The 25,729-nt window shown below is 47.6% G+C and carries 20 protein-coding genes and 3 tRNA genes; 12 read left to right on the top strand and 11 right to left on the bottom strand.

From position 1 onward, the window contains the following. The first annotated feature begins 155 nt into the window (after positions 1-155). Both nrdG and nrdD read left to right on the top strand, forming a co-directional pair. The gene (gene nrdG, locus FAH67_RS04690) at positions 156-665 is read left to right on the top strand and encodes an anaerobic ribonucleoside-triphosphate reductase activating protein (RefSeq protein WP_003679030.1); all 510 of its coding nucleotides are present in this window, start codon (positions 156-158) and stop codon (positions 663-665) included. A gap of 117 nt (positions 666-782) precedes the next feature. Further along, entirely contained in the window at positions 783-2,564 is a 1,782-nt protein-coding gene (gene nrdD, locus FAH67_RS04685; RefSeq protein WP_003679031.1) for an anaerobic ribonucleoside-triphosphate reductase, read from the top strand. A gap of 266 nt (positions 2,565-2,830) precedes the next feature. On the opposite strand, the gene FAH67_RS04680 is transcribed toward nrdD, so the two are convergent. The 5 genes from FAH67_RS04680 to rfbD form a co-directional block, all read right to left on the bottom strand. Then, complete coding sequence (locus FAH67_RS04680) at positions 2,831-3,304, bottom strand: REP-associated tyrosine transposase (RefSeq protein ID WP_003679032.1); 474 nt, start codon at positions 3,302-3,304, stop codon at positions 2,831-2,833. Positions 3,305-3,568: 264 nt separating this feature from the next. Beyond that, entirely contained in the window at positions 3,569-4,057 is a 489-nt protein-coding gene (locus FAH67_RS04675; protein WP_003679033.1) for a hypothetical protein, read from the bottom strand. 14 nt (positions 4,058-4,071) lie between these two features. Next, positions 4,072-4,497, bottom strand: a complete 426-nt coding sequence (locus FAH67_RS04670; protein ID WP_003679034.1) for a hypothetical protein — start codon at positions 4,495-4,497, stop codon at positions 4,072-4,074. 47 nt (positions 4,498-4,544) lie between these two features. Next, positions 4,545-7,394 carry an excinuclease ABC subunit UvrA gene (uvrA, locus tag FAH67_RS04665; protein WP_039863496.1) on the bottom strand — a complete coding sequence of 950 codons (2,850 nt, stop codon included), beginning with the start codon at positions 7,392-7,394 and terminating at the stop codon, positions 4,545-4,547. A gap of 150 nt (positions 7,395-7,544) precedes the next feature. Further along, positions 7,545-8,408, bottom strand: coding sequence for a dTDP-4-dehydrorhamnose reductase (rfbD, locus tag FAH67_RS04660; protein WP_003679045.1), 864 nt, complete (start codon positions 8,406-8,408; stop codon positions 7,545-7,547). A gap of 596 nt (positions 8,409-9,004) precedes the next feature. On the opposite strand from rfbD, the gene FAH67_RS04655 reads away from it, so the two are divergent. From FAH67_RS04655 to dld, 4 genes are all read left to right on the top strand, one after another. Continuing rightward, entirely contained in the window at positions 9,005-9,985 is a 981-nt protein-coding gene (locus FAH67_RS04655) for a calcium-binding protein (protein WP_003679046.1), read from the top strand. A 163-nt stretch (positions 9,986-10,148) separates the two neighbouring features. Continuing rightward, on the top strand, positions 10,149-11,012 hold the full coding sequence (locus FAH67_RS04650; RefSeq protein ID WP_003679048.1) for a phosphoribosylaminoimidazolesuccinocarboxamide synthase: 864 nt from the start codon (positions 10,149-10,151) through the stop codon (positions 11,010-11,012). A 233-nt stretch (positions 11,013-11,245) separates the two neighbouring features. Further along, positions 11,246-13,369: a polyribonucleotide nucleotidyltransferase gene (pnp, locus tag FAH67_RS04640; protein ID WP_003679050.1), complete on the top strand. Its 2,124-nt coding sequence runs from the start codon at positions 11,246-11,248 to the stop codon at positions 13,367-13,369. 165 nt (positions 13,370-13,534) lie between these two features. Further along, positions 13,535-15,226, top strand: coding sequence for a D-lactate dehydrogenase (gene dld, locus FAH67_RS04635; RefSeq protein WP_003679052.1), 1,692 nt, complete (start codon positions 13,535-13,537; stop codon positions 15,224-15,226). Positions 15,227-15,288: 62 nt separating this feature from the next. Here dld and FAH67_RS04630 read toward each other — a convergent pair whose 3' ends face one another. The 3 genes from FAH67_RS04630 to FAH67_RS04615 form a co-directional block, all read right to left on the bottom strand. Then, entirely contained in the window at positions 15,289-16,653 is a 1,365-nt protein-coding gene (locus FAH67_RS04630; protein WP_003679054.1) for a sodium-dependent transporter, read from the bottom strand. Between the two features lie 780 nt (positions 16,654-17,433). Further along, positions 17,434-18,117: a 16S rRNA pseudouridine(516) synthase gene (locus FAH67_RS04620; RefSeq protein ID WP_003679061.1), complete on the bottom strand. Its 684-nt coding sequence runs from the start codon at positions 18,115-18,117 to the stop codon at positions 17,434-17,436. Positions 18,118-18,263: 146 nt separating this feature from the next. Next, entirely contained in the window at positions 18,264-18,740 is a 477-nt protein-coding gene (locus tag FAH67_RS04615) for an NGO0322 family iron-responsive protein (protein ID WP_003679063.1), read from the bottom strand. A 341-nt stretch (positions 18,741-19,081) separates the two neighbouring features. On the opposite strand from FAH67_RS04615, the gene dnaQ reads away from it, so the two are divergent. The 5 genes from dnaQ to FAH67_RS04590 all read left to right on the top strand — a co-directional run bounded on the left by dnaQ (position 19,082) and on the right by FAH67_RS04590 (position 22,540). After that, the gene (gene dnaQ / locus FAH67_RS04610; protein ID WP_003679064.1) at positions 19,082-19,819 is read left to right on the top strand and encodes a DNA polymerase III subunit epsilon; all 738 of its coding nucleotides are present in this window, start codon (positions 19,082-19,084) and stop codon (positions 19,817-19,819) included. Then, positions 19,816-20,502 carry a 2-C-methyl-D-erythritol 4-phosphate cytidylyltransferase gene (gene ispD / locus FAH67_RS04605; protein WP_003679069.1) on the top strand — a complete coding sequence of 229 codons (687 nt, stop codon included), beginning with the start codon at positions 19,816-19,818 and terminating at the stop codon, positions 20,500-20,502. The genes dnaQ and ispD overlap by 4 nt, the downstream gene beginning before the upstream one ends. 32 nt (positions 20,503-20,534) lie before the next feature. Continuing rightward, the gene (gene ispF, locus FAH67_RS04600) at positions 20,535-21,014 is read left to right on the top strand and encodes a 2-C-methyl-D-erythritol 2,4-cyclodiphosphate synthase (protein WP_003679071.1); all 480 of its coding nucleotides are present in this window, start codon (positions 20,535-20,537) and stop codon (positions 21,012-21,014) included. 43 nt (positions 21,015-21,057) lie between these two features. Beyond that, positions 21,058-21,729: a ribose-5-phosphate isomerase RpiA gene (gene rpiA, locus FAH67_RS04595; protein WP_003679072.1), complete on the top strand. Its 672-nt coding sequence runs from the start codon at positions 21,058-21,060 to the stop codon at positions 21,727-21,729. A gap of 73 nt (positions 21,730-21,802) precedes the next feature. After that, the gene (locus FAH67_RS04590) at positions 21,803-22,540 is read left to right on the top strand and encodes a thermonuclease family protein (RefSeq protein WP_003679074.1); all 738 of its coding nucleotides are present in this window, start codon (positions 21,803-21,805) and stop codon (positions 22,538-22,540) included. 179 nt (positions 22,541-22,719) lie between these two features. Here FAH67_RS04590 and FAH67_RS04585 read toward each other — a convergent pair. From FAH67_RS04585 to FAH67_RS04575, 3 genes are all read right to left on the bottom strand, one after another. Next, positions 22,720-22,810, bottom strand: a tRNA-Ser gene (locus tag FAH67_RS04585). 63 nt (positions 22,811-22,873) lie between these two features. Then, positions 22,874-22,960 (bottom strand) — tRNA-Leu (locus tag FAH67_RS04580). A gap of 38 nt (positions 22,961-22,998) precedes the next feature. Further along, positions 22,999-23,085 (bottom strand) — tRNA-Leu (locus FAH67_RS04575). Positions 23,086-23,179: 94 nt separating this feature from the next. Here FAH67_RS04575 and rnr point away from each other — a divergent pair. Further along, positions 23,180-25,660 carry a ribonuclease R gene (gene rnr, locus FAH67_RS04570; RefSeq protein ID WP_100066413.1) on the top strand — a complete coding sequence of 827 codons (2,481 nt, stop codon included), beginning with the start codon at positions 23,180-23,182 and terminating at the stop codon, positions 25,658-25,660. The last annotated feature ends 69 nt before the right edge of the window (positions 25,661-25,729 follow it).

Below are 25,729 nucleotides of genomic sequence, written 5' to 3'. Positions count from 1 at the left end.
TTTTTATTGGCTTAAAACTGCTATTTTATAGTAATAGACAATCATATAAATAATAAAAATCTATCATATGAGTAAAATGCATTGTTAAATAAAAATACTATATCTAGTAGTCTTGTGTTTTAATTCGCACCATATCTTGTGTTTATGGTATTGCAATGAGCAGCTTGAAATTTACGGTTGAGCAAATTGTTTGGCAGGAAGTGCCGGGTGAAGTGTCGCTGGCGTTTCTGTTTTCAGGCTGTCCGCTGCGTTGCAAAGGTTGCCACAGTGCCGATACATGGAAAGAGGGCATTGGCACGGAATTGACCGAGGATTATTTAAAAGGCCGTCTGAAACGCTATCGCGGATTAATCAGCTGCGTGTTGTTTATGGGCGGGGAGTGGCAACCGAAAGCCTTGCAGAAAATGCTGGCCATTGTTGCCCAGGAAGGTTTGAAAGCCTGCTTGTACACCGGCCTGGAGCGTGAGGAGCTGGAAGCGGTTTCAGACGGCATCCTGCCTTATCTGACGTATCTGAAAACCGGCCGCTGGCAGATGGAGCTGGGCGGCTTGGACAGCCCGACCACCAATCAGAAGTTTGTCGATTTGCGCACGGGCGAAGTGTTGAACCAATTGTTTATCAAAGACAAACCTACGCCCAAAGTTTTTCCAGTGGCTTCAATTTAGCTCAATGTTGTATTGCACTGATTTAAATTGAATTTATTGTATTCGCTGACAGCGATGTTTCAGACGGCCTGACCGTCATTGCTTGATAAATCATTCAAACCTTACAGGAGAATTAACATGATTCGGCTGCATCCCGAACAGTTAAACGGAAAACTACAATTCATGCACGACTACATCAGCGCGCAAAACGCGGCGGACGGTTCGAAAATGGACGCCAACGCCAACGTTACCCAGAAAAACATTGCCACGATGGAAGCGGAAATCATGAAAGACTTTTTCGTGCAGATTAACCGCGCCCAAGTGTCGCGCAAAATCGCCGAAATTTTCGACCAATCCGTTGCCAACGAATACATCCGCCAGATTGAGGCGCACGAGATTTATGTGCACGACGAAACCAGCCTCAAGCCTTATTGCGTATCGGTTACGCTGTATCCCTTCCTGCTCGACGGGTTAAGCAAACTCGGCGGCGAATCCAAGGCGCCGCAGCATCTGGCTTCGTTTTGCGGTTCGTTTATCAACCTGGTGTTTGCCATCAGCGTGCAGTTCGCCGGCGCGGTGGCGACGGTGGAATTTCTGACTTATTTCGACTACTTCGCCCGCAAAGACTACGGCGACGATTATTTGGAAACCCACGGTAAAGAAATCGCCAACCACATGCAGCAGGTGGTGTACAGCATCAACCAGCCTGCCGCCGCGCGCGGCTATCAGAGCGTGTTTTGGAATATTTCCGTTTATGATCAATACTATTTCGATGCGATGTTCGGCGATTTCGTCTTTCCCGATTTCAGCAAACCAGTGTGGGCGAGCGTAGCGAAGCTGCAAAGCTTCTTCCTCAAATGGTTCAATCAGGAACGCACCAAAGCCGTTTTGACTTTCCCCGTCGTGACCGCCGCGATGCTGACCGGCGGCGGCAAATGCAAAGACACCGTGTTTGCCGATGAAATGGCGAAAGAGTTGGCGGAAGGCAATTCCTTCTTCGTCTATCTTTCCGACAACCCCGATTCGTTGGCTTCCTGCTGCCGCCTGCGCAACGCCATTGAAGACCGCACCTTCAGCTACACACTCGGCGCGGGCGGCGTAGCGACCGGTTCCATCAACGTCATCACCATCAACATGAACCGACTGGAACAAGACGGGCGCGACCTTGCCGCCGAAGTTGCCAAAATCCACAAATACCAATACGCCTACCGCAAACTGATGGAAGAATACCAAGCCGCCGGGATGCTGCCCATTTACGATGCAGGCTTCATCACGCTGGACAAACAATTCCTCACCATCGGCATCAACGGCATGGCGGAAGCCGCCGAATCGCAAGGCATCAAAGTCGGCTACAACGACGACTACATCAACTTCGTCCAAGGCCGTCTGAAAACCATATTTGAAGCCAACCAAGCCGCCAGCAAATACTACGGCGTGAAGTTCAACGCCGAGTTTGTCCCCGCCGAAAATCTCGGCGTGAAAAACGCCAAATGGGACAAAGCCGACGGCTACAAAGTCAGTCGCGAATGTTACAACTCCTATTTCTACGTCGTCGAAGACGAAGAAATCAACGCGCTCGACAAATTCCTGCTGCATGGTAAAGAACTGGTGGATTGGCTCGACGGTGGCTCCGCGCTGCACCTGAACCTCGACGAAGCCTTGCCCGAATCCGGCTACCGCTCGCTCTTGGACATCGCCGCGCAAACCGGCTGCAACTACTTCTGCGTGAACGTGCGCATCACCATTTGCAACGAATGCGGCCATATCGACAAACGCACCCTGCACGCCTGTTCAGCCTGTGGTAGCCACGACATCGACTACGGCACCCGCGTCATCGGCTATTTGAAGCGTGTATCTGCATTCAGTAGCGGTCGTCGCAAAGAACACGCGCTACGGCATTACCACCGCAAAGCGGCGTAATCGTTGAAAAAAGGATTACTTACAAAAGCAAAGGCCGTCTGAAATTTCAGACGGCCTTTAGGATGTTTGGATAGACTGATTCTTTCAGCTGCATGATTTTAATTAAATTAAACAACAATGATTGACACTTTAATATTTTGAAGTTCCGTGTGATTCGCAAGTAGGGTATGTGGCGCAGCCACGCACGCGGTCGGTAGTTTTTATAGCATTCACTCCCCAAAACTCATTACTGCCGTTTCTTTCGTTCCGCCCCAATCTAATGGTAGCTATCCATCCCGCACATAACGGTGGAACGATGAAAACGCCCAATCGCGGACATTGTCGCACAATCCATGTTTGACAGGATTGAAATGGATGTAGTCCGCGCAACGTTGCAAATGCGTTTCGTCGCGCACGGTGTGTTCGTAAAAACGCCGTTGCCAAATACCGCGTTCGTTCCGCCGCTGTTTGCTGGCGGACAGGTTTTCGGCACGAGGGAAGTGTGTGGAGAATTTGGTTTTAATCAGCCGCCAGCGCAGGGAATAATCCGCATCGTCAGGCGGCAGCGTCCAAATGGCGTGAATGTGGTTCGGCAGCACGCATACGGCGACGGTTTCAAAGGGATATTGTTTTTGCACATCCATATAAGCCGCACGCAATAAGTCGATATGTTCGACAAGCAGGCGCGATTTTGAGTCGGCGAGTTTGACAGTGAAAAAGAATGTGCCGCCGGCAATGAAGTTTCTGCGATAACGCGCCATAGGATTTTTGTTTGTGGTTTGGGTGTTGGAGAAGGAATAGTTTGTTGTTTAAGGTTTTAACTTTGTTGAAGCTGATGTTTTCAGACGACATTGGAGGCCATCTGAAATGTTGAAACGGCAAACCGTCAATCAAGCAACTGCGTGCGTACCGCACACACCCTACACGTTGGCTTTGAAGTTCCGTGCGATTCACAGGTAGGGTGTGTGGCGTAGCCACGCACGCGGTCGGTTGGATATGCAGGCTACGGCTTGCTTGCTTACTCGTTATATTTTGTTCACTTTGCTATTTTCTTTTGTTTTTCTCAGTAAGCTGGATTGTGGATATATTTCAGCAAAATCAACCGTCATATAATCACTATGATTGTCTATAAAATTTTTCATATGCTTATTAAAGTTACTTATAGACTCATTATCATTAGGGTTAAGAAAAATTGAGATTATGCTATTTTGTGTTAAATGTCTTTTTAATTCTTTATTTTCTAAAGATAATTTTTCTATTTGCGATTCAAGATTACTCTTTTGCTCTTCTAGTTTCTTGTTGTATGTGTAATTTTCCACATAATCTATAATATAATTTACGATTAGTCCAAGTAAATAAATTATAATGGTATACAATAAAAAAGTAATAAAGGAAGAATATTTATCTTCAAGCTTAAGAGTTTTTTTAATAATATTATTAATATCATCTATATATTTACTATTGGAAATGATAGAGCTGACTAATGAAATTATAATTAAAGTAGCATGTTTCATTAGAAACCCTTTTTTTAGATTTCTTCTTTAATTGACATGAATATTATTGGTAATGAATTTACAGCAGGTTTGACAATAGCCCCAGGATTACCAATAGAGCTCTCAACTAAAGCAGCACAACTTAATCTAAATATTGCTGTTTTATCTTTATTGTTTAAATCATCCAAAGATATTTTTACATTTATATAGAGTTTATTTGCCTCTTGGATAGATTTTTTTATTTTGCTTATTGTTTTTTTTGTATTTGTTTCTATCATTAGAGTAATGGTAAATAATATTAAGTTTTCCTTTATATTTTCTGCAAAAATATAAGATAGCCCATTAAAATCAAAACTTCCTGATATTAGATTTTCATTAACGCGAGATGAGTTAAAATTAGAGAAATCATCAATATTGGTTTGAATAAAATCTGTAAATATAAATTTATTTTTGGTGTTCATAATAGAATCCTTACATAATAATGGTTTAAGATTTTTAAGAAATTTGGTTATTCTAAAATATCCTTCAAATATTTCCCAGTATAACTCCCCTTAACCTTCGCCACCTGCTCGGGGCTACCTTCCGCAATAATCCTGCCGCCGCCATCGCCACCTTCCGGTCCTAAATCCACAATCCAATCCGCCGTTTTAATCACGTCCAGATTATGCTCGATAATCACAATCGAGTTGCCTTTGCCTTTCAGACGGCCTATGACTTCCAGCAGCAGGGCGATGTCGGCGAAGTGTAGGCCGGTGGTGGGTTCGTCGAGGATGTAGAGCGTTCTGCCGGTGTCGCGTTTGGAGAGTTCCAAGGCGAGTTTGACGCGCTGGGCTTCGCCGCCGGAGAGGGTGGTGGCGGATTGGCCGAGGCGGATGTAGCCGAGACCTACGTCCATCAGGGTTTGCAGTTTGCGCGATACGGTGGGGACGGCGTCGAAAAATTCGCGGGCTTCTTCGACGGTCATGTCGAGGACTTGGCTGATGTTTTTGCCTTTGTATTGGATTTCGAGCGTTTCGCGGTTGTAGCGTTTGCCGTGGCAGACTTCGCAGGGGACGTACACGTCGGGCAGGAAGTGCATTTCGACTTTGATGACGCCGTCGCCTTGGCAGGCTTCGCAGCGGCCGCCTTTGACGTTGAAGGAGAATCTGCCGACGTTGTAGCCGCGTTCGCGCGAGAGGGGTACACCGGCGAAGAGTTCGCGGATGGGGGTGAACAGGCCGGTGTAGGTGGCGGGGTTGGAGCGCGGGGTGCGGCCGATGGGGGATTGGTCGACGTTGATGACTTTGTCGAGGTGTTCGAGACCGTGGATGTCGTCGTATGGGGCGGGTTCTTCTTGGGCGCGGTTGAGTTCGCGGGCGGTAATTTTGGCGAGGGTGTCGTTAATCAGGGTGGATTTGCCGCTGCCGGATACGCCGGTGATGCAGGTAATCAAACCGAGCGGTAATTCGAGGGTGACGTTTTTGAGGTTGTTGCCGCGCGCGCCTTTGAGGACGAGCATCCGGTCGGGATTGACGGGCGTGCGTTCAGACGGCACGGCAATGGATTTTTTGCCGCTGAGGTATTGTCCGGTAACAGATTTTTCGCATTGGGCGACGTTTTCAGGCGTGTCGGCAATCAGTACGTTGCCGCCGTGTTCGCCCGCGCCGGGGCCCATATCGACGACGAAATCGGCTTCGCGGATGGCGTCTTCGTCGTGTTCGACCACAATCACGCTGTTGCCCAAATCGCGCAGGCGTTTGAGGGTGGCGAGCAAGCGGTCGTTGTCGCGCTGGTGCAGGCCGATGGAGGGTTCGTCCAAAACGTACATCACGCCGGTCAGGCCGCTGCCGATTTGGCTGGCGAGGCGGATGCGCTGGGCTTCGCCGCCGGAGAGGGTTTCGGCGGAGCGGGAGAGATTCAGGTAATCCAGCCCGACATTAATCAAAAAGCCGAGACGTTCGGTAATTTCTTTGAGGATTTTTTCGGCGATTTGTTTTTTGTTGCCGTCCAAATCCAGCGTTTCAAAGAATTGGTGGGTTTTGGTCAGCGGCCAGGCGGAAACTTCGTGCAAGGGTTCGCCGCTGACGTAAACGTAGCGGGCTTCTTTGCGCAAACGTGCGCCGCCGCAGCTCGGGCAGGCGCGGTGGTTTTGGTATTCGCGCAGTTTTTCGCGCACGGTTTCGCTGTCGGTTTCGCGGTAGCGGCGTTCGAGATTGGGGATGATGCCTTCGAAGGCGTGGCTGCGGTTGAAGGTGGTGCCGCGTTCGGACAGGTAAGTGAAATCAATGACTTCCTTGCCCGAGCCGTGCAACACGACTTTTTTGATTTTTGCAGGTAGGGTTTCCCAAGCAGCCTGCACGTCGAAACCGTAATGCCGCGCCAGCGACTGAATCATTTGGAAATAGAACTGGTTGCGCTTGTCCCAGCCGTCAATCGCGCCCGAAGCCAGCGACAATTCGGGATGCGCGACCACTTTTTCGGAGTCGAAGAAATTGGTGTTGCCCAAGCCGTCGCAAGTCGGGCAGGAGCCCATCGGGTTGTTGAAGGAAAAGAGGCGCGGCTCTAATTCAGGCAGGCTGTATGAACACACGGGGCAGGCGAAACGCGCGGAAAACCAATGCTCTTCGCCGCTGTCCATCTCCATTGCCAGCGCGCGCTCGTTGCCGTGGCGCAGCGCGGTTTCAAAACTTTCCGCCAGCCGCTGCTTGATGTCCGCCTTCACTTTCACGCGGTCGATGACCACGTCGATGTTGTGCTTGATGTTTTTTTCCAGCTTCGGCACTTCGTCAAGCTGATAGACCTCGCCGTCCACACGCACCCGTGCAAACCCCTGTGCCTGCAAGTCGGCAAAGAAATCGACAAACTCGCCCTTACGCTCGCGCACCGCCGGCGCAAGAATCATCACGCGCGTGCCTTCCGGCAGCTTCAACACGGCATCGACCATCTGCGACACGGTTTGGCTGGATAGCGGCAGCTTGTGTTCGGGGCAATACGGTGTGCCGACGCGGGCGTACAAAAGGCGCAGATAGTCGTGGATTTCCGTTACCGTGCCGACAGTGGAACGCGGATTGTGGCTGGTGGATTTCTGCTCGATGGAAATCGCGGGCGATAAGCCTTCGATCAAATCGACATCGGGTTTGTCCATCATCTGCAAAAACTGCCGCGCATACGCCGAAAGGCTCTCGACATAACGCCGCTGCCCTTCGGCATACAGCGTGTCAAACGCCAGCGACGACTTGCCGCTGCCCGATAAGCCTGTTACCACTACGAGCTTGTGGCGCGGAATGTCCAAATCGACGTTTTTCAAATTATGCGTGCGCGCGCCGCGGATGCGGATGGTGTCATTATCGTGTGAATGTTTGGGATGATGGTTGCACATATTGTCAGGCCGTCTGAAAAATAAAATAAACGGCTATTGTAGCACTTTTCAAATGGCAGACTGGATAGATAAAGCATTTGATATAAAAGAAACAAAGAGGCCGTCTGAAAATATGTTTTCAGACGGCCTTGATATAGATGGATCAGCTTATCAGTCGATTATGCGGAGAATTTCGCGCAGGGCTTTTTGCCAGTCGGACGGTTTGATACCAAACTCGGTTTCGAGGCGTGAGCAATCCATAATGCTGTATGCCGGACGCGGAGCGGGCAGGGGGTATTTATCGGTGGTAATCGCGTTCAGTTCCGGAATGCGGAAGCTGTCGTCTAATTGGTGGGCCGTCTGAAAGATGGCTTTGGTAAATTCGTACCATGTTGCCGATTTATTGCCACAGTAATGGAAGATGCCGCGTGGGGAAGTAGGCTGTTGCAATAAACTGATGATGGCATGAGCCAAGTCGCCTGCATAAGTCGGGCAACCGGTTTGGTCATGAACGATGGAGAGGGAGTCGCGTTCTTTGGCAAGGCGTAACATGGTTTTAACGAAATTGCTGCCGTATTCGCTAAACAGCCATGAAGTACGGACGATTGTACTTTCCGGATGAGCGGCTAAAGCTAAAAGCTCGCCTGCTACTTTGGATTGACCGTAAGTGCTGCGCGGATTGGTGTAGTCGGTTTCGCGGTAAGGGCGTTTGCCTTCGCCGTCGAATACATAATCAGTGGAAATATGAATAAAGCGCGCATGTGCGGCGCGGGCGGCTGCGGCCAGGTTGTGAACAGCGGTTGCGTTGACGGCAAAAGCAGCCTCTGCGTTTTCTTCCGCTTTATCGACGGCAGTGTAAGCCGCGGCATTAACGATGGCATCTGGTTGGAAGTTTTTAATCATATGATGCACGGCTTCGGTATCGGTAATGTCCAGCGAAGTAGAATCGGTAGCAATCAGTTCCCAATCTTCGGGCAGGCGGTCGCGCAGACAACGGGCAAGCTGGCCTTTGGCTCCGGTCAATAAAGTACGCATGGTTGAGTATCTCCTCTGATAGCTGTTAAATAGGTATTCGTGTCATTATAGTGTAAATACGACAAATTCACATTATTGGCGTAGAACAAAATGCGGATGCGGCTGTATTTGGGCAAATTATCGATATTATCTATCCATAATAATAACCACTTATTGGTATTATGTTTGTTTACTATAACTAGAGTTAAAGTTCAGCTTTTAATAAGATAGATAAAGGATCTATGCTGTTTGAGAGAGTGTGAATCAATGTTAATGTTTTTATTGTTACTAGGATGATGGAATTTAAAAACAGGCGAGGCTCCGTCCTTTTGTCGGCAAATTCTACCGTTTGATATTTTTGAGTAAATATTTTGAAAAATATTACTAAAATAATAATTGAGCAAGGGTGGATTTGCTCGTTCCGCTCGCTCGATATCTTTATTAACTATTTTGGGAGTAATTATTATGGCATACTGTTACGGGGGTATTATACTAGACCCCTGGTTAGTTCTTACTGCGCTCCTGCGCCTAAGGCTTCCTACTCTTCTTACTACTGCGCTCCTGCAGCGAAATCTTCTGTTTCTATCGGCAGCATCGCTAGCATTGCCAGCGTCGGCGTGTCAGTAGTTAATGCGGTAACTGGTTTGGTTTCTGCTATTGCGGCTTTCTGCCCACCAGCAAAAACTCCTAACTATAAATGTGTTCCGGTTTGCCAACCTTACAACTGCAATCCGATCAAACCGATCCCATGTCCAAAACCACAACCAAAACCTCAACCAAAACCTGAGCCTAAACCTGAGCCTAAGCCAAAACCAGAACCTAAGCCAGACTGCAAAGACTGTGTTGACGACCATAACCAAAACAGCTCATACGGTCACGAAGATAAAAACCCAGGTAATGTCATCCGAGCTGAAGACTGCAAAGACGGCAACGTTATCCGCGGTACTGATGCTAAAGATACCATTTATGGTACTGCTTGCGAAGACATCATCTACGGTGGCAACGGCACAGACGTAATCTACGCCGGTGCTGGTAACGACACTATTTACGGTGATGCCGATGGTGACTCTCTGTACGGTGAAGAAGGTAAAGACTACCTGCAAGGTGGTGCCGGTAATGACTACCTGAACGGTACCGGTAACTCTTTGAACAACAACATCGAAGGTAACGGCGGCAACAACCATCTGTACGGTTTGGCCGGCGATGACTGCTTGGTTGGTAAAGACGGTAACGACTACCTCGACGGCGGTGTCGGCAACGACATCCTGATCGGCGGTACCGGTAACGACACTTACTTCTTCGACAAAGGTTACGGTCACGACACTATCCGTGAGGAAAGCGGTAATGACACCCTGTTGTTCGGTAAAGGCGTTGCAGCTTCTGACGTATTGCTGAGCAAATCAGGTGCTAACCTGACTGTTTCTGTCGGTACTAACGACAGCATCACCATCGACGACTGGTTCACCGGTAACAATCACAAAGTTGAAAACTTCAAGTTTGCTGACGGTAGCACTTACCAAGTAACCGGCCACGGCGACTACTACTCTCTGTCTGCTGTGAACCAAATCCAAGATCAGACTCAGGCTTCTGTAATCTGATAGGATGGTGATTTTCAGGGTTATTCTCTGAAATCAACGGTTAAGGCCGTCTGAAACCAAAATATAAGGTTTCAGACGGCCTTTATTTTGTAAACAATCTGACGAAAAATTCCAAATTGAGCTAAAATATCATATTCTTCTGTCTATCTAAGAGATACCCGAAATGTCTGAAATCAGCTTGAAAAAAATCTACTCCGGCAAAGTCCGCGATTTGTACGAAATTGACGATAAACGAATGTTGATGGTTGCTTCCGACCGCCTGTCTGCATTCGATGTGATTTTGGATGACCCGATTCCGGGCAAAGGGGAGATTCTGACGCAGATTTCCAATTTTTGGTTTAAAAAACTGGCGCACATTATGCCGAACCACTTTACCGGCGATACGGTTTACGACGTTTTGCCTGAAAACGAAGCCAAAGTTTTAGAAAAACGCGCCGTCGTGGCGAAAAAACTCACGCCGGTGAAAGTGGAGGCGATTGTGCGCGGTTATCTGGCGGGCAGCGGTTGGAAAGATTATCAAAAAACAGGCTCGGTTTGCGGTATTCGGCTGCCCGAAGGTATGCGGGAAGCGCAACAACTGCCCGAAGTGATTTTTACGCCCTCAACCAAAGCCGCAGTCGGCGATCACGATGAAAACATCAGCTTTGAAGAATGCGGACGCATTATCGGCAAAGAATTGGCGGAAGAAGTGCGCGCCAAAGCGATTCAGCTTTATACAGAAGCGGCCGAATATGCCAAATCGCGCGGCATCATCATTTGCGATACCAAATTTGAATTCGGTTTGGATGAAAACGGTACGCTGACGCTGATGGATGAGGTATTGACTCCCGATTCGAGCCGCTTCTGGCCTGCCGACCAATACAAAGTCGGCACCAATCCGCCGTCTTTTGACAAACAATTTGTCCGCGACTGGCTGGAACAAAGCGGTTGGAACAAAAAAGCGCCTGCGCCTAAAGTGCCTGCTGATGTGATTCAAAAAACAGTCGAAAAATATCAGGAAGCATTGACTTTGCTGACTCAGGATTGATTTTTAAGTTTAAAGGCCGTCTGAAAGAGATATGTTTCAGACGGCCTTTTTATTGTATCAATACTGGATTTTAAGGATAGTTGCCTTTATAATCGAGAGTTGTTTTCAGCGACTGAAAGGCCGTCTGAAAGCTTGTTTATAACCTGCCGCACGGTCTGAAACCCTAACTATGCACATTCGGATTTTAGTGTGCATTATTAGTGTTTTAGCAGTGCGGTATTTTGAAAGGAACAATGATGTTCAATAAACACGTTAAGACCTTCCAATACGGTAATCAAACCGTTACTTTGGAAACCGGCGAAATTGCTCGCCAAGCCGCTGCTGCCGTTAAAGTATCTATGGGCGACACCGTTGTTTTGGTTGCCGTTACTACCAACAAAGAAGTAAAAGAAGGTCAAGACTTCTTCCCTCTGACTGTCGATTACCTCGAGCGTACTTACGCAGCAGGTAAAATCCCCGGCGGTTTCTTCAAACGCGAAGGAAAACAAAGCGAAAAAGAAATCCTGACCAGCCGTCTGATTGACCGTCCGATTCGCCCTCTGTTCCCTGAAGGTTTCTATCACGACATCCAAATCGTAGCGATGGTGGTGTCTGTTGACCCTGAAATTGATTCTGACATTCCTGCAATGTTGGGCGCATCTGCCGCGCTGGTGTTGAGCGGCGTACCGTTTGCCGGTCCGATTGGTGCGGCACGCGTGGGTTATGTAAACGGCGTGTACGTTTTGAATCCGACTAAAGCCGAATTGGCTAAATCACAATTGGACTTGGTTGTTGCCGGTACTTCTAAAGCCGTGTTGATGGTGGAATCTGAAGCCGACATCTTGTCTGAAGAAGTGATGCTGGGTGCGGTTGTTTACGGTCACGATCAAATGCAAGTGGCCATTAACGCCATCAATGAGTTTGCCGACGAAGTCAACCCGGAAGTTTGGGATTGGAAAGCACCTGAAACCAATGAAGAATTGCTTGCCAAAGTACGCGGGATTGCCGGCGAAACCATTAAAGAAGCGTTCAAAATCCGTCAAAAACAAGCGCGTTCCGCCAAATTGGACGAGGCTTGGAATGCGGTAAAAGAAGCCTTGATTACCGAAGAAACCGACACTTTGGCCGCCAACGAAATCAAAGGCATTTTCAAACACTTGGAAGCCGATGTTGTCCGCAGCCAAATTTTGGACGGACAACCGCGTATCGACGGACGCGACACACGCACCGTCCGCCCGCTGAACATCCAAACCGGCGTATTGCCGCGCACGCACGGTTCTGCCTTGTTTACCCGTGGCGAAACCCAAGCTTTGGCGGTTGCAACTTTGGGTACTTCGCGCGACGAGCAAATCATTGACGCGCTGTCCGGCGAATACACCGACCGCTTTATGCTGCACTACAACTTCCCTCCATACTCTACCGGCGAAGTGGGTCGCGTAGGTGCGCCGAAACGCCGTGAAATCGGTCACGGCCGTTTGGCTAAACGTGCATTGTTGGCCGTATTGCCGAAACCTGAAGATTTCAGCTACACCATGCGCGTTGTCTCCGAAATTACCGAATCCAACGGCTCTTCCTCTATGGCTTCCGTCTGCGGTGGCTGCTTGAGCCTGTTGTCTGCCGGCGTGCCTTTGAAAGCACACGTTGCCGGTATCGCGATGGGTCTGATTTTGGAAGGTAATAAGTTTGCCGTTCTGACCGACATTTTGGGCGACGAAGACCACTTGGGCGATATGGACTTTAAAGTGGCCGGTACGACCGAAGGCGTAACCGCGCTGCAAATGGACATCAAAATCCAAGGCATTACCAAAGAAATCATGCAAATCGCTTTGGCGCAGGCCAAAGAAGCGCGTCTGCACATCTTGGATCAGATGAAAGCCGCCGTTGCAGGCCCACAAGAGCTGTCTGCACACGCGCCACGCTTGTTTACGATGAAAATCAACCAAGACAAAATCCGCGAAGTTATCGGTAAGGGCGGCGAAACCATCCGTTCGATTACCGCTGAAACCGGTACGGAAATCAATATTGCCGAAGACGGTACGATTACCATTGCCGCGACGACCCAAGAAGCCGGCGATGCGGCGAAAAAACGCATCGAACAGATTACCGCCGAAGTGGAAGTGGGCAAAGTGTACGAAGGTACTGTGGTGAAAATCCTCGACAACAACGTCGGCGCGATTGTCAGCGTGATGCCGGGCAAAGACGGTTTGGTACACATCAGCCAAATCGCCCACGAGCGCGTACGCAATGTCGGCGACTACCTGCAAGTCGGTCAGGTCGTAAATGTAAAAGCATTGGAAGTAGACGATCGCGGCCGCGTACGCCTGTCTATCAAAGCTTTGCTGGAAGCGCCTGCACGCGAAGAGAAAGCCGCCGAATAATCTGATTATTCAAGCTTAAAACAAAAGGCCGTCTGAAATTTCAGACGGCCTTTTGTTTATTTATAAAGATGAGGTTAAAAAATGGGTTTCGCCTTTACTTTGATAAAAGGGATTACTACAATGTTTGCAATTTAATAAATATATTAATCTCTCAAGGAGTATGCAATGAATGCTACGCAATTAATCAGCCGGCTGACGCAAACTGTCGGCGAAAAATATATCATCACAGACCCGGCAAAAACCGAACAATACCGTCAAGGCTATCGTTTTGGCGAAGGCAAGGCGTTGGCAGTTGTCCGTCCGGGTACGGTTTTGGAAATGTGGCAAATTTTGCAGGCGTGTGTTGAGGCTGATGTTATCGTGATTACGCAGGCTGCCAATACCGGTCTGACCGGCGGCTCGACTCCTGACGGCAATGATTACGACCGCGATATCGTGATTGTGAATACCATGCGTCTGAACATCATTCAGCCGATTAACAATAACGAACAAGTTGTCTGCCTGCCCGGTTCTACCCTGAATCAATTGGAGCTGCTGCTGAAACCTTTAGGCCGTGAGCCGCACTCTGTAATCGGTTCGTCCTGTATCGGTGCTTCTGTATTGGGTGGCGTATGTAATAACTCGGGCGGTGCATTGGTACAGCGTGGCCCGGCTTATACGGAAATGGCTCTGTTTGCACAAATCAACGAAGAGGGCAAACTGGAGCTGGTCAACCATTTGGGCATTCATTTGGGCGAAACCCCTGAAGAGATTTTGACCAACTTGCAAGGTTTCCATTATCAGCGAAAAGACATTACGCAAGATGCCGGCAAGGGTCATGACCATGCTTATTGCGACCATGTGCGCAAAGTGGATGAGCCGACGGCCGCACGCTTTAATGCCGACCCTGCACGCCATTACGAGGCTTCAGGCTGCGCGGGCAAGCTGATGGTGTTTGCCGTGCGTCTGGATACTTTCCCGCAAGAAAAACAAACTGCCGTGTTCTATATCGGCACCAATGACATCAATGAATTGACCGATATTCGTCGTGCCGCTTTGGGTGAATTTAAAAGCCTGCCTGTTTCCGGCGAATATATTCACCGTGATGCTTTCGATATCGCCGATGTATATGGCAAAGACACATTCTATGTGATTAAGAAATTCGGTACGCACCAATTGCCGAAATTGTTTGATTTTAAAGCGCGCGTCGATAGATTCGGTAAAAAAGTCAGCTTCCTGCCTAAGCATTTTTCCGATAAATTCATGCAGCTGGTCAGCAAAATCTTGCCGGATCATTTGCCTAAATCTATGCGCAATTATCGCGACAAATACGAACACCATTTGATCTTGAAAATGGGTGGCGAAGGCGTGGCAGAAGCGCGTACGTTTTTGAAAGAATATTTTGCAACCCATGGCGGCGCATTCTTTGAATGTAATGCCGAAGAAACGCAGGCGGCCATGTTGCATCGTTTCGCCGTGGCTTCTGCCGCTATCCGCTATCGTGCCGTGCATGATGATGAAGTAGAAGATTTGGTTGCGCTTGATATTGCCTTGCGCCGTGATGATCGTGATTGGTTTGAAACACTGCCGCCGGAAATTGACAATAAAATCATCCATAAATTGTATTACGGACATTTTATGTGTCATGTGTTCCATCAGGACTACATCATTAAAAAAGGTAACGACTGCATGGCCTTGGAACATGAAATGCTCCATCTGCTTGACCAACGCGGCGCGCAATATCCTGCCGAACACAACGTCGGTCATCTGTATGAAGCCAAGCCTGCGCTGAAACAGTTCTATAAAAAACTTGACCCGACCAACAGCTTCAACCCAGGTATCGGTAAAACCAGTAAGAAGAAAAACTGGGCTGAATAAGGCATAGTAAAAAAACAAAGGCCGTCTGAACATTTCAGACGGCCTTTTTATATGTTTGCTTATCAGAACAGGTTGCTAATGAAAATCAGCAGAATGACCAAGGGCACAAGGTATTTCACATAGGCAAACCAGATATTGACGGTGGTCTGGTTGCCTTTGTAGAGCAATTCGTCCTTCGCTTCATCTTTCATCACAAAACCGACAAACAAGGCAGAACCAAGCGCGGTCAGCATAAACAGAATGTTGCCGCTGATATAGTCAAAGGCATCAAAAATATTTTTACCAAACACGGAAATATCTTTCCATGGGCCGTAGCTCAAGATGGAAGGGATATTGCCGAAGATAAAAATACCTGCCAGTACGATGGTAATCGCAGCTGCGCGGCGGATTTTGGTTTTCTCCTGAATCGTCGTAATCAACACTTCATAAATGGTCAGAGAAGTGGTCAGCGCGGCAATCAGAAGCAGTGAGAAGAAAATCACTGCAAACACGGGGCCTGCCCACATATTGGAAAACACGATCGGCAGGCTTTGGAACACCAGCGTCGGGCCGGAGTTAGGGGCAACGCCAAAGCTGAAGAGGGAAGGGAAAATCATAAAGCCGGCCAATACAGCAATCAATGTGTTGGTAATCGCGGTAATTACGGCCGTCTGAACCAGATTTTCGTTTTTATCCAGATAGCTGGATAACGTAATCATCACGCCGAAACCCAAGCTCAAGGCGAAGAATACTTGTCCTAAAACGAAGACGAACAGTTTAGCAGTAACTTTGCTGAAGTCAGGTTTCAGATAGAAGGTAATGCCTTCCATTGCGCCCGGCAGGGTAACGTTGCGTACAACCATGGCAATCAGGAATAAAAACAGCAGCGGCATCAGGTATTTTGCTGCTTTTTCAATACCGCCGATCACGCCTTTGACCAAGATCCATTGGTTCACAACCACAAATAGGAAGGTGTAGAAAGCAATTTCCCAAGGGCTGTTTTCGATGTGTTCGGTAAAGAAACTTTTGGTGACTTCCCCGGAAACCGGGCTGGAAATGTCCAAGTTACCGCCGATGATATTGATGATGTAGCTGATAACCCAGCCGCCGAGCACCATGTAATAGGCCATGATGCCGAATGCGCCGAGCAGGCCCATCCAACCGACCAATTTCCAAACTTTGGCAACGGGTTTGCCATTCATTGTGCCGCCAAACGAATCCAGCGCGTTCACGCCTTTACGGCGACCGATGACATTTTCCACCAAAATCATCGGAATACCAATGACCAGCATGGCGATACAGAACAGAAACACATACGCGCCGCCACCGTTTTCACCAACCAAATACGGGAAACGCCAAGTTGCGCCAAAGCCGACAGTCGCGCCGGCAACGGTAAGGATGTAAGTCAAACGGTTGGACCAAGTTTGACGGGGTTGATTGGAAGACATAAATACTCAGATGTATAAAAATAAAGACAACATTTTACCGCAAAGATTTAACGAATCTTGACTAAAGTCTAAAAAGAAAATTAGTTAAAAAAACCATGTAATGAAGAATTTTTAGTGGGTTTCTCTAGTTTTCTTGGTATTGAAACCTGCAAACAGAGAATTTGGCTGAAGCGATATGAATGATCGAAAGAGCCGGAACGATAAAGGCCGTCTGAAAGTGGGAAATGGGAAAGGGGTATTGTGAGGAGATTGGATAGCACTAAGGTGTGCTTTCAAGAGTATGTCGGCAACAAAGATGGTATTTCTCTAAGACTGTCTAATAACATCCTGTAACCTTGGCTTGGATAGTCGCCGATAGTTTTTCTTTCTATAAAACGATTTGCCTGAAATTGGAACGGCACAGATTGATGCGGAAGAGACGAGAAAGAGAAAAGGGATAATGGCAAGTTAACGAGTGGAGATGGGGTTTAGAAATGATGGCTTCTTTAGAGATAAGAAGGGCCGTCTGAAAGTACGCCCGCTTGATTGCCAAATTTTAGATAAAAAAAACCATCTATACAAAGGGGAAAGTATAGATGGCCAAACACATTACGGGGAAAACGTCTTACTGACTTACTCACTTCTTTCGAAGCAAGTGTTACTCAGACAGACGAATTATACAATAGTTCAGTCTTTGCAGTGTTAAATTCTGTTAAATAAAAGTAATAAGGTTTAGATATTTGATTTTAAATAAAAAAATCTATATTGTTTAAAAAATTATCGAAAAAATTTGGAATTTTTTTAGATTTGGATAAATTTCCATTCTCCGGCGGCCAAATCATCGACATTCCAGTCGCCGAATTTCTCACGGTGGAGCTGCTCGACACGGTTGCCTGCGGCTGCAATCATGCGTTTAACCTGATGGTATTTACCCTCGGTAATGGTCATCATCAATGTGGTTGGGTCGGCCAATACTGCTTCGGCTGCGGCGACGGTTTCATTATCGTCATGCAGAAGGACGCCGTTTTTGAGTGTGGTGCAAAGGGTATCGTCGGCAGGATGTTTCAAAGTGACGCGGTAGAGCTTCGGAACTTTGTGTTTGGGCGAGGTAACGCGGTGGTTAAATTGCCCGTCGTTGGTAATTAGAATAATGCCGGTTGTGTCTGCATCCAAGCGGCCGACTGCCTGCATATCGATATTGCGCATGTGGTCGGGAAAAAGGCTGAAGATGCTTGGATATTGCTGGGGTTTGTGCGAAGTCTCGTAATCTGCAGGCTTATGAAGCAGAATGTAGAAATGGGGCATGGGGACGGCGGCAATTTCTTCGCCGTCAACAGACAGGGTGTGCACTTGAGACGGGTCGATATCGTCTTTGGCACGATTATGGATTTCGCCGTTGATGGCAATGCAGTCATTGTCTATCAGCCATTGGCATTGCTTGCGGCTGCCGAGGCCTTGCGATTGGATGTATTTGAGCAGTTGCATGGTTGGTTGAAAAGTAGGAAATGTTCAGACGGCCTTTATTGTACTGGAAAACCGGTGTTTAGGCCGTCTGAAAAGTAGGGGCAAAAAAATCGCCCCTTTAAAATTTTAAGGGGCGCAAAAGGAACACAAACCACTACCAAAAACTGTTACAGGGCAAATTCTCCTATTTGATGTGTTGCCGGATAAAGTGCTTTCATCAAGTCATGTGGTGAAAGCGAGAAATCTTTGCTGTTTGTCGTCAGACGGCCTTGCTGCGGCGTCAGCTCAAGCAATCGGGCGTTTGCCGACTGGATAAATTTGTTTTTCGTGCGCTGCATTTTTCTTTGCAGGGCGGAAACAACGCGGTTGTACAGACTGTCTTTTTGTTTGACTTCGCGTGTACCGGCAATCCAACTCAAGCGTGTATTGCCGTCTTCATCTTCAATCAGCAGGATGCCGGTTTCTGATTGGGGCGATTTGCCCATGCAAGGGAGCCAAACATAATATCGGCCATCTAAAGTAATGAATACTGCGTCATGTACTTCGCATTCGTCGCAACACTTGGTGGCGATTAAAGAGCGGATGGCTTGTTGGTGCAGTCTCAGAATGTCAAGGGAGACTTGCTTAAAAATACTTTCGGGCATTTTCTTCTCCTTTCATTCTGTTGTGCGGTTGTTTTGTTTCGATGGGTTGTATTATACGGCGATTTTTTAAATTTGCAAATGATAATTGTTCCTATTATTTAATTTGTAAGTAAGGTATTAATTATTAAAGAAATTAAATTTAAAAATTTTTTTAGAAATTGGGTTTTCTGCTCGAAAATGTCGTAATAGATGGCTATTAGATGAAAAAAGAATAAAGGCCGTCTGAAAAAATCCAGCTATAAAAGGGTATTTCAAAAGCAGCTAAAGTTTTGCTGACTATACATTTTAGACGGCCTTCAGTATGATTCAGGACGTTTTGATAATTGCAGAAAGCACCAACCATGAGCCAACGTCAGATTATCCTCGATACGGAGACCACGGGTCTTTATCCTGAAAACGGCGACCGTCTGGTCGAATTTGCCGGCTTGGAAATGATCAACCGCCAAATGACCGACTCCAACCTTCATTTATATGTCCACCCCGAGCGCGATATGCCGGAGGAAGCGGCGAAAGTGCATGGTTTGACGATTGAAGTATTGGAAGCGAAGAATGCACCGCCGTTTGCCCAAGTGGGTAAACAGATTGCCGATTTTCTGCGTGGCGCAGAGCTGATTATCCATAATGCCAAGTTTGACGTCGGCTTTCTGAATATGGAATTCCGCCGCATGGGCTTGCCTTCTATTGAAGAACTCGGTTGCAAAGTGACTGACACGCTGGCCATGGCGCGTGAAATGTTTCCGGGGCAAAAGGCAAGCTTGGATGCGTTGTGCAACCGCTTTTCCGTTGACCGCAGCAAACGGGTCTTGCACGGCGCGTTAATCGACTGCGAGCTTTTGGGTGAAGTCTATCTTGCCATGACGCGTCAGCAGTTCGACCTGATGGGCGGAGAGGCGGAAGAAGAGGGCGAAGTCAAACAAACCGTTATTGCCGAAACCAAACGTACGTCGCAGTTGAAAGTCGTCAAAGCCAACGCAGACGAGCTGGCCGCACATGAAAAATATCTAGACGATTTGGGCGAAGCGTGTGTATGGCGCAAGGCCGAAACTTCTGATGAGGCCAATGCCGGAGCGTCAGCATGATGCGCCGCAATATTGCTTTGATTCCTGCTGCCGGTGTGGGAGCGCGATTTGGTGCAGGAAAACCCAAACAATATGTTGAAATCAATGGTAAAACCGTATTGCAACATACCATAGAAATCTTTGAGCAACATTCCCGCATAGATTTAATTGCCGTTATTCTTTCGCCGGAAGATTCGGTTTTTCAGACGGCCTTGTCTGAGAAAGTACACGTCTTTCGAGTAGGCGGCGCAAGTCGTGCCGAAACGGTACGCAATGGTGTGTCCGTTTTATTGGCGCAAGGTTTGGCTGAGGTGCAAGACAATATTTTGGTTCATGATGCCGCACGTTGTTGCCTGCCTGCTGAAGCGTTAACACGTTTGCTTGATGAGGCGGGTGAGAGTGATGAAGGCGGTATTTTGGCCATACCGGTGGCCGATACGCTTAAGCGCTCAGACGGCAATTATCATATTGATGAAACCGTTGCGCGCGCAGGATTATGGCAGGCGCAAACGCCGCAGCTTTTTCAGACGGCTTTGTTACACCGAGCTTTATCGGTTGATAATTTAAGTGCGATTACGGATGAAGCGTCAGCGGTTGAAAAACTGGGTATCCGGCCACGCTTGGTGCAAGGCGATACGCGCAATTTGAAATTGACGCTGCCGCAAGACGAATACATTGTCAGATTGTTGCTCAAGGCCGTCTGAACAATCAAAATCCATTATTTAAGGAAACAAATATGAATATCCGTGTCGGACAGGGCTATGATGTCCATCAGTTGGTCGAAGGCCGAGATTTGATACTCGGCGGCGTCAACATTCCGTTTGAAAAAGGCTTGCTGGGTCATTCAGATGCTGATGCGTTATTGCATGCGATTACCGATGCCCTGTTGGGGGCGGCCGGTTTGGGCGATATCGGCAGTCACTTTCCTGATACTGCCGCCGAATTCAAAGATGCTGACAGCCGTGTACTGTTGCGTGAGGCTTATCAAAGCGTGCAGGCATTAGGTTGGAAGGTGGTTAATGTCGATACGACCGTGATTGCGCAAAAGCCAAAACTTGCGCCGCACATTCCGGCAATGCGCGCCAATATCGCTGCAGATTTGGGTTTGCCTGAAAACTGCGTGAACATCAAGGGTAAAACCAACGAAAAACTTGGCTATCTGGGACGTATGGAAGCCATTGAAGCGCAAGCGGCAGTATTGCTGATTAAAGCCTAAGAGCTTAAAATTACTTTATTATTCAAACTGAAAGACTGACAACATGGCAACTCAAGACGAACTCAAACGTATTGCCGCCGAAAAAGCGGTGGAATTTGTTCCTGAAAACGAATACATCGGTATCGGTACCGGCTCTACCATCAACTTCTTTATCGAAGCCTTGGGTAAAAGCGGTAAGAAAATCAAGGGTGCCGTGTCTACTTCTAAAAAATCCAGCGAGCTTTTGGCGAAATACGAGATTCCAGAAGTTTCACTGAATGAAGTGATGGGTTTGGCGGTTTATGTTGACGGCGCAGACGAAGTCAACCACGCGCTGCAAATGATTAAAGGCGGCGGCGGTGCGCATTTGAACGAAAAAATCGTGGCCAGCGCATCCGATAAATTTGTCTGTATCGCCGATGAAAGCAAATATGTTTCCCGTTTGGGTAAATTCCCATTGCCTGTAGAAGTCGTTGAAAATGCCCGTTCGCTGGTGTCGCGCAAACTGCTTGCCATGGGCGGACAGCCTGAGTTGCGTGTCGGCTATACTACTTTCTATGGCAACCAAATCGTTGATGTTCACGGACTCAATATCGACCAAGCCCTGAAAATGGAAGACGAAATCAATAAAATCACCGGCGTACTCGAAAACGGTATTTTTGCCCGCGATGCCGCCGATGTGTTGGTTTTGGGTACGGCAGAAGGCGCAAAAGTCATCCTGCCTTGTCAGGATTAATGAAGATTAATCAATCTTAAAGGCCGTCTGAAAGTGCATTAGGTCTTTCAGACGGCCTTCAATTTGGCAAAATATGCAAATCAGTAAAATTATAAAATGGTTGCCCGTTGTTTTATCCGTTTTGGGCGCACTTGGTTACAGCTCACGCGATACCGAGTTGATTCGTACAGGGGTAAGCGTTGCTGCAACATTGGCACAAGGAGACAATATCGGTTTGGAAAAGGTCAATGAATGGCTGGGTGAAAATGTTGTCAAAGCCACATCTGACACCAAAGCCGAAGCTAGCCCCAAACCGGAACAAAAACAAAAGTCATCTCGACAATCCTACACATACAACGGAAAAATCATCAAAATCCATGATGGCGATACCATGCACATTATCGATAGCGACGGCAGGAAACACAAAATCCGCATGGCCTATATCGATGCACCGGAAATCAATCAGGCCTATGGTACGCAATCACGAGACAATTTGATTGATGCCGCATTGCATAAAAAAGCCAAAGTCCGCGTGTTTGAAGCCGACCGTTACCAGCGCGAAGTCGCCCAAGTATCAGTCGGCACGATTGACCTGAATTTGATGCAGATACGGGATGGCGCCGCATGGCATTACGAAAGTTATGCCAAAAAACAACAAAGTAAAACCGCTTACACCGACTATTCGGCCGCACAAAAACAAGCCAAAGAAAAACGTAAAGGCTTATGGAAAAAAGACAATCCGCAAGCGCCTTGGCAATTTCGCCGTCAAAACCACGAGCAACAGAACGGCAATAAAAAGCAATCTGATAAACAATGGTTTGGGATTTGGTAAGTTTTAAGAAAGAGGCCGTCTGAAAACTTTCAGACGGCCTTTAATCATTACAATTTAGTATAAGATAAGAATGGGTGGCAGGTTTCTGATTAGAGGGTAAGAGAAATAAAAGTGTAATGTAATATTTTTAAGAAGGGCAGATATGAAAAAAGACACCGTTAGCTGGTGTCTTTAGTATCTGGCAGAGAGGAAGGGATTCGAACCCTCGATACGCTATTCACGTATACACGCTTTCCAGGCGTGCGACTTAAACCACTCATCCACCTCTCTGTGGACTATTATTCTGAGTTGTTATTCAGAATAATATGAAAACTTGACTGATTGATTTATTAGTGGTGCCCAGGAGAAGACTCGAACTTCCACACCCGTGAGGATACTAGCACCTGAAGCTAGCGCGTCTACCAATTCCGCCACCTGGGCAATTTAAATTTTCTTAAGCAAAGAAGCACCAAATTATTTGGTGCCCAGGAGAAGACTCGAACTTCCACGCCCGTGAGGACACTAGCACCTGAAGCTAGCGCGTCTACCAATTCCGCCACCTGGGCTTTGCTTTATTCTTCAATTTAAGGTAGAGTTGACTACCTGAACTGCGAAGAAGCAGCTATTATATATTTTAAAAAAAGAATGTCAACTATCAAAATGAACAAAAATACTAAATCTTTAAATTTACGAGAAAAAGACCCGTATTTGGAGCGGGAGAAACAACGTTACGCTCATCCGTTGCCCAGCCGCGAATGGGTCATTGAATTATTGGAACAAAAAGGTGTGCCGACCAAAATCGAAGCGTTGGCACATGAATTGTCGATTGCAGAAGATGAATATGAATTCTTCGAGCGCCGTCTGAAAGCAATGGCGCGTGATGGTCAGGTGTTGATCAACCGACGTGGTGCGGTGTGCGCGGCAGAAAAATTGGCATTGGTTAAATGCCGTGTCGAAGCGCATAAAGACGGCTTTGGTTTTGCCGTGCCGCTAACGCCGACAGGCGAGGGCGATTTTGTTTTGTATGAGCGTCAGATGCGCGGTGTGATGCACGGGGATATTGTTACTGTTCGCCCTGCCGGTATCGACCGCAGGGGGCGTCGTGAAGGTACGGTTTTGGATGTAGTAGAGCGTGCGCAGTCTAAAGTGGTCGGCCGTTTTTATATGGATCGCGGTGTGGCTATTTTGGAGGCCGAAGACAAGCGTTTGAGCCAAAGTATCGTGTTAGAGCCTGAAAGCGTGGCGCACTTTAAACCGCAATCTGGCCAAGTGATTGTGGCTGAAATTGAGACGTATCCTGAAGCGCATCGTCCTGCAGTAGCTAAGCTGATTGAAGTGTTGGGCGATTATGCCGACAGCGGTATGGAAATCGAAATCGCTGTACGTAAGCACCATTTGCCCCATCAATTCAGCGAAGCATGTGTCAAAGCTGCGAAGAAAATTCCTGATCATGTGCGTAAAACCGACTTGAAAGGACGCGTGGACTTACGCGATTTGCCTCTGGTAACCATTGACGGCGAAACTGCGCGGGACTTTGATGATGCGGTTTTTGCTGAAAAAGTCGGCCGCAATTACCATTTGGTGGTAGCGATTGCCGATGTCAGCCATTATGTCCGTCCTGATGACGGAATTGATATAGATGCTCAGGAACGCAGTACCAGCGTGTATTTCCCACGCCGTGTGATTCCAATGCTGCCGGAGAAGTTGTCTAACGGTATCTGCTCGCTCAATCCTGATGTCGAACGCCTGTGTATGGTGTGCGATATGGTGATTACTTATGCCGGCAATATCAAGGAATACCGTTTCTATCCGGCAGTAATGCGTTCTCATGCGCGACTAACCTATAATCAAGTTTGGGATTGGATTTCAGACGGCCAGGATCATCCGTTTAAACAGCAAATAGATACTCTGTATAAGTTATTTAAAATTTTGCAGAAAAAACGCTTCGAGCGTGGCGCGGTTGAGTTTGAGAGCGTTGAGACTCAGATGATTTTCGATGACAACGGTAAGATCGACAAGATCGTTCCCGTTGTCCGCAATGATGCGCACAAATTGATTGAAGAATGTATGTTGGCGGCGAATGTTTGCGCGGCAGAATTTTTACTAAAAAACAAACATACGGCTTTATTCCGCAATCACTTGGGCCCGACTCCCGAAAAACTGGCCACTTTGCGCGAGCAGCTTGGTTTGCTGGGGCTGAGTTTGGGTGGCGGCGATAATCCGACGCCGAAAGACTATGCTGCGCTTGCCGAGCAATTTAAAAACCGTCCGGACGCGGAGTTGTTGCAAGTGATGATGTTGCGTTCTATGCAGCAGGCGGTTTATGAGCCGCATTGCGACGGTCACTTTGGTTTGGCTTATAGCGCATATGCACACTTTACTTCGCCTATCCGCCGCTATCCCGATTTGACGGTACATCGTGCCATTAAGGCTGTATTGAACGGACAAACTTACCAGCCCAATAAAACCTGGGAAGCTTTGGGCGTGCATACCTCTTTCTGCGAGCGCCGAGCCGATGATGCCAGCCGCGATGTGGAAAACTGGCTGAAAACTTATTATATGCGCGACAAAGTCGGTGAAGTCTTCAGCGGTAAGATTTCGGGCATGACCAGTTTCGGTATTTTTGTAACCTTGGACGATATTCATATCGACGGCTTGGTACATATCAGCGATTTGGGAGAGGACTATTTCAACTTCCGTCCCGAAATTATGGCGATTGAGGGTGAACGCAGCGGTGTCCGTTTCAACATGGGCGATACGGTCACTGTAAAAGTCGCACGTGCCGATTTGGATACCAGCAAGATTGATTTGACCTTAATCAGCGGCGGTTCAGTCGGTAAGAAACGCGGCGGTAGAAAAGCAAAACCTGTAAGCAAGCCGATAGCCGCTGACAAGCCTGTCGAAAAGCGTAAGCGTAAACTTTCGGCTAAAGAAATTGATGAGGCGTTGGCCGCTCCTGTGAAGGCAAAGAAGAGTAAGGTGAAAAGTAAACCTGCCTCCAAGCCTGCCAAGCCAAGCAAACCTAAAGCCGTAAGCAAGAAAAAAGCGCAGGCGAAAACGGCCTCTGTCAAAGCCGAGCGTAAAAATAACGCTCAAGGCAAAAGCGTGAAGATTAAAGTGAAGAAAGCTGCTAAGAAATAAGCTGCATTCAATTCAGGCCGTCTGAAAAGTTTCAGACGGCCTGAATTTGTGATTTTATAAATAAAACCA

The sequence above is a fragment of the Neisseria flavescens genome, assembly GCF_005221285.1.
Classification (GTDB): domain Bacteria; phylum Pseudomonadota; class Gammaproteobacteria; order Burkholderiales; family Neisseriaceae; genus Neisseria; species Neisseria flavescens.
The sequence above is the reverse complement of the archived record's forward strand: the minus strand, read 5'-3'. Positions and strand labels throughout refer to the sequence as shown.

Bases quoted from the DNA above. Each gene is read 5' to 3' on its own strand.
- nrdG (WP_003679030.1), top strand. From the start codon at position 156: ATGAGCAGCTTGAAATTTACGGTTGAGCAAATTGTTTGGCAGGAAGTG.
- nrdD (WP_003679031.1), top strand. From the start codon at position 783: ATGATTCGGCTGCATCCCGAACAGTTAAACGGAAAACTACAATTCATG.
- FAH67_RS04680 (WP_003679032.1), bottom strand. From the start codon at position 3,304: ATGGCGCGTTATCGCAGAAACTTCATTGCCGGCGGCACATTCTTTTTC.
- FAH67_RS04675 (WP_003679033.1), bottom strand. From the start codon at position 4,057: ATGAAACATGCTACTTTAATTATAATTTCATTAGTCAGCTCTATCATT.
- FAH67_RS04670 (WP_003679034.1), bottom strand. From the start codon at position 4,497: ATGAACACCAAAAATAAATTTATATTTACAGATTTTATTCAAACCAAT.
- uvrA (WP_039863496.1), bottom strand. From the start codon at position 7,394: ATGTGCAACCATCATCCCAAACATTCACACGATAATGACACCATCCGC.
- rfbD (WP_003679045.1), bottom strand. From the start codon at position 8,408: ATGCGTACTTTATTGACCGGAGCCAAAGGCCAGCTTGCCCGTTGTCTG.
- FAH67_RS04650 (WP_003679048.1), top strand. From the start codon at position 10,149: ATGTCTGAAATCAGCTTGAAAAAAATCTACTCCGGCAAAGTCCGCGAT.
- pnp (WP_003679050.1), top strand. From the start codon at position 11,246: ATGATGTTCAATAAACACGTTAAGACCTTCCAATACGGTAATCAAACC.
- dld (WP_003679052.1), top strand. From the start codon at position 13,535: ATGAATGCTACGCAATTAATCAGCCGGCTGACGCAAACTGTCGGCGAA.
- FAH67_RS04630 (WP_003679054.1), bottom strand. From the start codon at position 16,653: ATGTCTTCCAATCAACCCCGTCAAACTTGGTCCAACCGTTTGACTTAC.
- FAH67_RS04620 (WP_003679061.1), bottom strand. From the start codon at position 18,117: ATGCAACTGCTCAAATACATCCAATCGCAAGGCCTCGGCAGCCGCAAG.
- FAH67_RS04615 (WP_003679063.1), bottom strand. From the start codon at position 18,740: ATGCCCGAAAGTATTTTTAAGCAAGTCTCCCTTGACATTCTGAGACTG.
- dnaQ (WP_003679064.1), top strand. From the start codon at position 19,082: ATGAGCCAACGTCAGATTATCCTCGATACGGAGACCACGGGTCTTTAT.
- ispD (WP_003679069.1), top strand. From the start codon at position 19,816: ATGATGCGCCGCAATATTGCTTTGATTCCTGCTGCCGGTGTGGGAGCG.
- ispF (WP_003679071.1), top strand. From the start codon at position 20,535: ATGAATATCCGTGTCGGACAGGGCTATGATGTCCATCAGTTGGTCGAA.
- rpiA (WP_003679072.1), top strand. From the start codon at position 21,058: ATGGCAACTCAAGACGAACTCAAACGTATTGCCGCCGAAAAAGCGGTG.
- FAH67_RS04590 (WP_003679074.1), top strand. From the start codon at position 21,803: ATGCAAATCAGTAAAATTATAAAATGGTTGCCCGTTGTTTTATCCGTT.
- rnr (WP_100066413.1), top strand. From the start codon at position 23,180: ATGAACAAAAATACTAAATCTTTAAATTTACGAGAAAAAGACCCGTAT.